The sequence below is a fragment of the Pseudobacteroides sp. genome (genome assembly GCF_036567765.1).
In the GTDB taxonomy this organism is placed as follows: Bacteria; Bacillota; Clostridia; order Acetivibrionales; family DSM-2933; genus Pseudobacteroides.
The window spans coordinates 1-8274 of record NZ_DATCTU010000042.1 but is presented as its reverse complement, the minus strand read 5'-3'; the positions used below and the strand labels follow the sequence as shown (position 1 = coordinate 8274).

General features: G+C 32.6%; 4 protein-coding genes and 1 pseudogene. 2 read left to right on the top strand and 3 right to left on the bottom strand.

Annotation, left to right across the window (positions count from 1 at the left end; translation table 11 throughout):
* Window positions 1–413: 413 nt before the first annotated feature.
* The gene (locus VIO64_RS07425) at window positions 414–1880 is read left to right on the top strand and encodes a hypothetical protein (protein ID WP_331916704.1); all 1467 of its coding nucleotides are present in this window, start codon (window positions 414–416) and stop codon (window positions 1878–1880) included.
* A gap of 135 nt (window positions 1881–2015) precedes the next feature.
* Here VIO64_RS07425 and VIO64_RS07420 read toward each other — a convergent pair whose 3' ends face one another.
* On the bottom strand, window positions 2016–5747 hold the full coding sequence (locus tag VIO64_RS07420) for a S8 family serine peptidase (protein ID WP_331916702.1): 3732 nt from the start codon (window positions 5745–5747) through the stop codon (window positions 2016–2018).
* Window positions 5748–7238: 1491 nt separating this feature from the next.
* The gene (locus VIO64_RS07415; protein WP_331916700.1) at window positions 7239–7736 is read right to left on the bottom strand and encodes a manganese catalase family protein; all 498 of its coding nucleotides are present in this window, start codon (window positions 7734–7736) and stop codon (window positions 7239–7241) included.
* Between the two features lie 163 nt (window positions 7737–7899).
* Between VIO64_RS07415 and VIO64_RS07410 the strand changes: the two are divergent.
* Window positions 7900–8102 (top strand): annotated as a pseudogene (locus VIO64_RS07410) (hypothetical protein); the annotation flags it as partial.
* Here the strand turns inward: VIO64_RS07410 and VIO64_RS07405 are convergent.
* Window positions 8100–8258 (bottom strand): transcriptional regulator, encoded by a 159-nt coding sequence (locus tag VIO64_RS07405; protein WP_331916706.1) that lies wholly within the window; start codon window positions 8256–8258, stop codon window positions 8100–8102. The pseudogene VIO64_RS07410 and the gene VIO64_RS07405 sit on opposite strands and share 3 nt — an antisense overlap.
* Window positions 8259–8274 lie beyond the last annotated feature (16 nt).

Genomic DNA, 8274 nt, shown 5'->3' with positions numbered 1-8274 from the left:
AGATGGTTATCTTGTGGATTTATGAAAGTTGAATCAACCTTTCATCGTATTAAGGGATATAAACTACTTCCAATCCTTATTAATAGCATTTCAAAGGTGGAAGAGCATGGTAAACAGTCAGCAGGATGAGAAAAATGAAGTGAAACTAAGCTACCGAAATTCTACGGAAGATAGGACAAGCTCCTTTTATGCGTTTATAATCATTTAATAAATCTATGATTTATAGACTTCGGCAAATAATTTGTTTAATAAGTATTGTTAATTATTTATATTTTATGGAACAATTTATTAAAGATAAAGTCTATATTACTAGAATCAATTATTTTGAACAGATACTAATTTACAAGTTGTTTTCTAACAATAGAAAAAAGGAATATGAATTTTAATTACTATAATTCAAAAGGAGACTTCTTATGAGAAGAATATATTTATTATTTTTTATTGTTATAATTTACATTTCTATGGTTGGATGTACTTATAACAAAATTGACATTCATAATATATTAAGTTATCAGCTTATTTCCGATAAAGAGTTAGGTTTTATTAAGGATATGGTTATTATAGATAATTCTTTGTATTATCTTACAAAGAGTGAACTACGTGTGCTCAATTTAAAAAGTAATGAGGATATTCTTCTTAAAAAAATAGACAAATTAAATAAGATATACATTACAAATAATACCCTGTGGTTTGGTTACAGTCTTCTTTCAGGGTCAAGTACGAATCAACTGCCATTGAAAACTTATCTGCTAAAATTTGACTTAAAATCAAAGGTTTTTTATGAGTTTGATTATAATATACTAAAAGGGAGAAGTATAAACAGTATATTCGATAATGGACAAATGGTATTAGTGGGAACTGATGAAGGATTATTTTCGATTGAAGCAAAGCAAAATAAAGTTACATCACTTAAGGGCATTCATGAAGGCTTTAGCAAAAAGGTAGTTTGTATAACAGGTAATAAAAATTTCATTTGGATTAGTGCAGATAATAAACTAATTAAGCTTGATAGTGAGCTGAAGAATACTCAAATAATTCAATGTCCTTGGGAAGGGATTGGTAAAATTTATCTAGGAAATGACAAGTTATGGGTAGATGCGATGCAAAAAAAATTAAGAGGGATACTTTTTCTAGACTTTAAAGACAATAGGTGGACAGAATTTAAAGGCTCAGATTGGTCGATTGAGGACCACATTGAGAATGGTATAACAAGGCAAGATGGTACTAAAAATACTAACAAAACACCCTTAAGTCAAGAGACGGAAACTAGCCAATATGTTGGAAAGATGTGGGTTGATGAGGATGGTGTAGCATGGGTTTATAGTAATGGCATCAAGTGGTTTAGTGAAGAAGATAAAACATGGAAAAGCAGTATTCTACCTAAAAATATACCATTTAATATTACTTCTAGAAGTAATATTAAATTTATTTGTTATGATAGTGGTATTGCAGTATTTGATAGAACAAAGGATGAATTTAATTGGTTAATAAAAGATGTAAGTATAAAAAAAGTCAATTTCGATAAAAGATACTCTATCATAAATTGTATAGAGGGTACTTTCGTTTCAGGTATTCCTGGCAAAGAAAACCAAAATGCTTTGCAGAAAAAAAATAATAGAACAGAAGAATTAGTTAAAAATAAGATGAAAGCTGAAGATATTGTAAATGCTTACCTAAAAGATAAAAGGTTGTCTTACCATTTAAGTTTAAGTTTAGAAGAAGTAAAATTTGGCAGAAAGTTCTATTCACTAATATATTCTACCTATGATGAAGTTGAAAAGAAATCTGAGACTACATTTTTTATGGTTGATAGTTTGGATAGTAGTATATTTAAGCTTGATCAAGACGATGATTATGGTGATTATTTAAAGGTGAAATAAGTAAGAATAATAAAAAACACAAGCACCTAACTTAGAATAATAATGTTAAGGTGCTTGTGTTTTTATCTGTTAGAGAATAAATCTGGGATTTAATAAATAAATTGTTAAGTATTAACTTAGTTCTAACTTCTCAATTTAAAAACTATTTATATTTCCAGGATTAGATTCATTTTTTATAGTATTGATAGGTATTATAGTGTTACCATCCATTTCGAAAACAGTCCATTCATTACCTACCAGGTTTGTAGGAACATTAAATGTTGATACCAAAGTGCTTCCACGATATACTTTTACTTCAGCACCAGAATTTGATAACACTGTGCTTGTTGGTGAACTTTTATTGGAATAATCATGTACAGAAAACCTGTATATACCATCAGTTTGCTGATAAATAGTTGTTGTCTCGGGGCCATAACTACTCGTATCATCCAAATCCAAATCTGCACATTTTACACCATTATAGGTATAATTTTTTTGTGAATAGTATACATGGAATCGACTGCTGCTTGTTGGGCCTGTTAAGTGTGAGTCAAGATCAGATGGTATTGGACCCCAGGTTAATATAATACGTGTTTGTCCATCAGGAATTATTGGAGTTATAGTACCATTTTGATTACCTTGTTCAATATCACCAATTGAAATAAAGTTGAAATATCCGATGGAATAGCCTTCACATGTAATTTCAGCAGTGTAATTACCGGCGGGTAGTTCAGTGTTATAAGCACCATTTGAACTTGATGATATTGTACTAACAAAATCACCACTGGTAATGTTAATACCTCTTCTAATATTAATAGTAGCATTTCCAACTCCTTGGCCAGAAAATGCATTAATAATGTTTCCAGATGCTATTCCAACTCCTGAACGAGAAACTGGAATGGTTTTTAGAGTAGGATTGAACTTTTTAATTCCATTTGTAACCGTAATGCTCATAATCTCAGTAGAATAGCCATCTGCATTTACTATCATAGTATATGTTCCAGGAGAAAGGATCAATTCGTAAGTACCATCTCCATTAGTGACTGGATTACCATTACTATCTACTTCTCCAGAGCGTGATGAACCAAATATATGAATATAGGGAGGTGTAGAGTCAGCTCTGTAAGCAACAATTGATGCACCATTAACTGGAGCTTTACTTACTGCATCTATTATTTTGCCCATAATAATTCCTTGAGGTAATTGTGTTGATGGATCTGGCGATGTCGTTATTTTTGCCCTTTCTGCAGCCAGTTCTACATTCAATGTCTTATAATCCTTTCCGTTAAAAGTGATAATAACATCCTGATATGGAGCATTATCCCACCTACCCACAATAATTTCTTTTACCTGTTCAGCTTTAAATGTCGGCTTAATAGACCATACTATAGATGCTGCACCAGTAACAAAGGGAGCAGCCATTGATGTTCCATCCATCAAACTGTATTTTTCAATTGGAGGAATACCAGATACTCTTTTTTCAACTACAGTACTGAAAATATTTTCACCGGGAGCAACGATATCAACAGTGCTACCCCAATTAGAAAAGGTAGACATATGGTATCCTCCGGGCATTGTTATTCCTGCACCAACTGGAATTGTAATTGGTGGATTATTTCCGTATGATCCGACAATTATGATGTGATCTTTTAATAGTCTTTCAGTTATACCACCAAAAATCCTATTAAACTGTGCATCAATTTGTGAATTACCAGCAGCTTGAACTATAAGAAAATCATATTCGCTATAAACTAATTTACGAACAAATTCACCCCAATAATTAATTGAATGAGATCGGTTAAGATTCAGAACTTGCTGAATTTGTGTTTGTGTGGGCATGTTTCCATTAGCAGTAACAAAATCATTAATATATTTATTTAAATCAAATCCTATACTAATATTAATCACTTTTGCACCTTTTTTGATATTCCATAAAATCCCGTACTTTATGTCGAAATCTTGAAAGTCTGTGCCAAAAGCATAGATATCTTTTTTCCAAACAAGACCTGTAATTCCTACATCATTATTTGGTAAGGCACCGATTATACCTGCTACATGGGTACCATGATCTGCTAAATCACCTAAAGTGCTTAAATTGGGAGTAATATTTCCAGCAGTATGTTGAGTATTTGATGCAGGAATATTTAAATCCTCATGATTAGTTTGAAATCCCCCATCAACGATTCCAATTTTAATTTTGCTCATACTACTATTACTATCCCAAGCTGATGGTGCATGGATTGCTTCTAACCCCCAATTGCGTCCTTCAGGCAAAGATTCCGTCCAAGTATCATTACTTGAAGCACTTTTGAACCACTCTGGATCTTTTCCTGAGTCAGGAGTTAAACTTAAACTATTCCCAAGTATATTTAATGAAGCGTTCGCAACATCTGGATCCTGATTTAATTGATCAACTATATTTTTTAAATGCTCTATACTAGGGTTGTTATTTATTCTTATTTGAAAATCATTTAGTTGATACAGATGTCCAACTATTGTCCCATTAATTGCATTGACTTTTTCAGTGATAGTTTCTATGGAGATACCATCTTTATAGGTTGCTAATATTTGGTTATTAATCATACGCAGTCCTGTTGCGGGGTCTAAAACTATATTATCTGGATTAATAGGCTCTACTTTTCCTATAAGATCAGGACTTTGTACCTTAATTGTACAAGATGCTGTGAAGTTACCATCGACAGTTGTTGCTGTTATAACTGCTTCACCTTCAGTAACTCCTGTTATTTTTCCACTTTGACCAACTGAAACTATGTTTGAATCAGAACTTGACCAAAGAATATCTTTATTATCAGCATTATCAGGTAAGATTGATGGCGTAAATGTATAACTTTCACCTTGATTAATCTGTAGTAAAGTTTTGTCCAAACTGATTGCAGTCACTGGAGCAGTTACTTTTACTTGGCACTCCGCAGTAAATCCACCTTCCTCAGATTTAGCTGTTATAATAACATAACCTTTAGAAACACCATGTATACAGCCGTTTTCATCAACTGTAGCAATATTGGTATTAGTACTTGACCATATTACTTTTTTATTTGCAGCATTTTCAGGAGTCACTTTTGCAGTGAGTAACTGGCTCTCTCCAACTTTTAAATTTACGCTGGTTTCGCTAATATTTATACCTTTAACACTATACGGTTCTTCTCCCCAAACTAGCTTGTTTGAGATATAGCATGAAACTTTGTTCCAATCAATATAATTTGTAGATGTATTATTAAATGAATAATCATCTGTTTGATTGAAATTTGACCAATTTACCTTGGCAAATCTATTTTGAGCTTCAACACTTTGACCAGGGCTTAAAATTCCTGCATCATCTTTAAATCCTAATTCAAAGTAATAATCCATATCAGTTTGTGGCATAGATTTCTTTACAAAAATTCCAGTTATATTTATGGCACTTCTATTAGACCAGTCACACCAAAAGTTTTGTTGATATTCACCATTTATTGTATAATAATACCTTATTTTTATATCTGCTAGTTTAACTGATGATGCCCCAGTATTAATAATTCTATACCATGGAAATATAGTATTTATCTGCGATGCTTTATTTCCATTATACATTTGGACTTTAATACTCGGTAATTGTGGAGTTAAAGTAGTGGTTGGAGAATTTGTAGGAGTAGTGGTTAGAGAATTTGTAGGAGTTATAGTTGAAGTATTTGTAGGAGATACCTTAATAGAATTTATAGAAGTTATAGATGGGAAATCAGCAGGCATTGGTGTTGGGGAACTGGATATTGTAGGAATTTCTGAATAGGCGTATGATTTGCTTGTGTAAAAAGTAAGTGTTTGATTAAGCGACAAAAGATCTAACAATAGTATTACTGCCAACACAGATGAGATAAATTTTTTTGACATCATTATAAATTACCCCCAAAGACTTATTTATTTATTACTTTTATATTGATAAAGAACTTAAGAGCTTAATTTACAAAACCTGAAATCTTTGCCGGACTTTCGGTTTATGGTTAATGTAAGCCCAATATTCGTTATCTTGAATTTAGTTCATGATACATAATAATTAATGTAGCTAAAGTGAATAGTTACAATTACACGTAGTAAATTAACCTCTATTGGCTATGGCAATCTACCAAAATATAAATTAATTTATGTTGTAAAAAAAGAAAAGTGTTATAAAAATGGAAATTGTTGAGGTCAGATATATTAGAAGAAATAAACAAACTTATAAGTAAAATGTGAATTAATATAATTATATTATATATACATTAATTTGTAAATAGAGAACATATATATTTATTTCTGAAAAGTTGCTATAAGAAATATCCCAACATTAACATTCTGTATATTCTCAAAAACAATGGTTCAACTGGAGGATTTGTTTGGCACTTGACAAAACCTTAGATAAATTTGCTCGACAAAGCAATGAAGCCATCTGGACTTCACATGTTATTCCTGCGTACATTTTTTCTTTAGTATAAGTTTTATTTCTGCGGCATCCAGCAATTCATATAATGTCAAGATTGCATAATGACGCTTGTAGACTATAAATATGGCGTCTGGATTAAATTTTGCCTGTTTGCGAAATTCTCTTAAATGAAAAGGGGCAGTTTTTAGCTGAGCCCCAGTCCTTCTACGTTCCCTTCTCTAGAAGATAAAGCTATTGAAAATTGTTGAAGCAATTACAACTAAAGCAATGTGAATGTATGCGGAACCTTTTGCTCCCTTTGATTTTCTTTGTGGTAACTTTGAAAGAAACCCTTCCTGATTTAATTCCCTGAATCCGCAGTTTTCAACATAGCTTCTAAGCCTCAACTACTATTTTTCCGACAAGACTCGTGAGCATAACCTTTTCTTTATCAGCGGCTATTTGATATCCTCTCCACATGGTAACTACAACAGTATCATTAAGAGGCGTTCCATTGCAGTACTTTTTTGATTTTGCAGGGCTCTTTGTTGTATTATGAATAACTTTTCAGTCCTGGTACAAGGTATACACCAGATTCGCCTTTCACATATTTCCAGGTTTCTATCATCCCTGCTTTCTCGGCATTTTCCCAAAAAGTAATAGCATCTTCCCATATGTTATAATGGATTAAAAACTTAAGCTCCCTCTGCGTTTTGGGTCAATAAATGCACACTTTATGAGATATTGTGATTAATAAAAGCTCAACGTTCAAGACTCAGAGTTCATATATCAAGTTTCAAAGCTTTTATAATGCAAATCTTAAGCTTTAAAGAATAGACTTCGATTAAATCCTGGAGCCTGGTTAAGGTGATGGCTTAGTATGACTGTTGGTTTCCACTAGGCTGGATAGTCAGCATAAAAATAATATGTTTGTATGCAAAAATATAAATTAGCCTTGGTTGACTAAATCTCCCAAGGCTATACTATTACTTCTTCATCATAAAATCCGGCTTCTGAACAAAACATTTCTTTTCAGCCAGCCTTCTCTGTACAATATCCAGTGCCTCTCCAAATCTCTGGAAATGAACAACTTCTCTTTCCCTTAAGAACCTTAAGGGGTCTATAACATCAGGGTCATCACACATATTTATAAGATTTTCATAGGTAGCTCTGGCCTTTTGCTCTGCTGCCAGGTCTTCTACCAGGTCAGCAATAGGATCACCCTTTGATTGGATGTAAGCTGCTGTAAAGGGGTTGCCTGCGGCACTCATTGGATATATTGCGTGGTCGTGGTCAGCATAATAATCGCCCAATCCTTCTTTTTCCATAATTTTTGCAGGTACGCCTTTAGTAAGCTGGTGAACGATTGTGCCGACCATTTCAAGGTGTGCGAGCTCTTCGGTCCCTATGTCATTAAGTATTGCTTTTGCTTCGTTACAGGGCATGCTGAATCTCTGGCTTAAGTATCTTAATGAAGCGGCCAATTCACCATCTGGTGAACTGAATTTATGGCATGTTTATCTTATTTGTTTGAATCCAAGATATACAAAGGTATAGAAGCTGAATAACAAGTAAAAGAAAATGCTTATGATAACTATCTGCTATTTTTATATTTTAAGCGATAACTGCCTGTTATGAAAATAATAAATCAAAAAAATATTGTTTTTTAAAATTTTTTTGGTATTTCAACAAGATGAAGCAGATTATATTTGTCTTACTGATATGATTAAAAGTATTGAAAATGGTACAACCCAGGTTTTAATTCCCCCGAATTCGAGGGAATTAAAAATGAAGCTGGATTAAACCGTTTTGTATTATCTGTAAAACAATGGACTGAAAAAACCAATTCAAACTCTCTCCCCATCATCAAAAATAAAGAATCCTTCAAACCTGCATCCAAGCACTTCGGCAATTTGCTTAAGCTCTTTTTCTGAGAAATTATCCCGGGTCAATTTATTTGATAAATTTTGATTTGTAGTTCCAATTAAAGTAGCCAATTCTGAAATGGTTACTTTTTTTCTT

What these genes read in the sequence shown, in the direction of transcription:
- VIO64_RS07425 (WP_331916704.1), top strand. Translation starts at nt 414, where the DNA reads ATGAGAAGAATATATTTATTATTTTTTATTGTTATAATTTACATTTCT.
- VIO64_RS07420 (WP_331916702.1), bottom strand. Translation starts at nt 5,747, where the DNA reads ATGATGTCAAAAAAATTTATCTCATCTGTGTTGGCAGTAATACTATTG.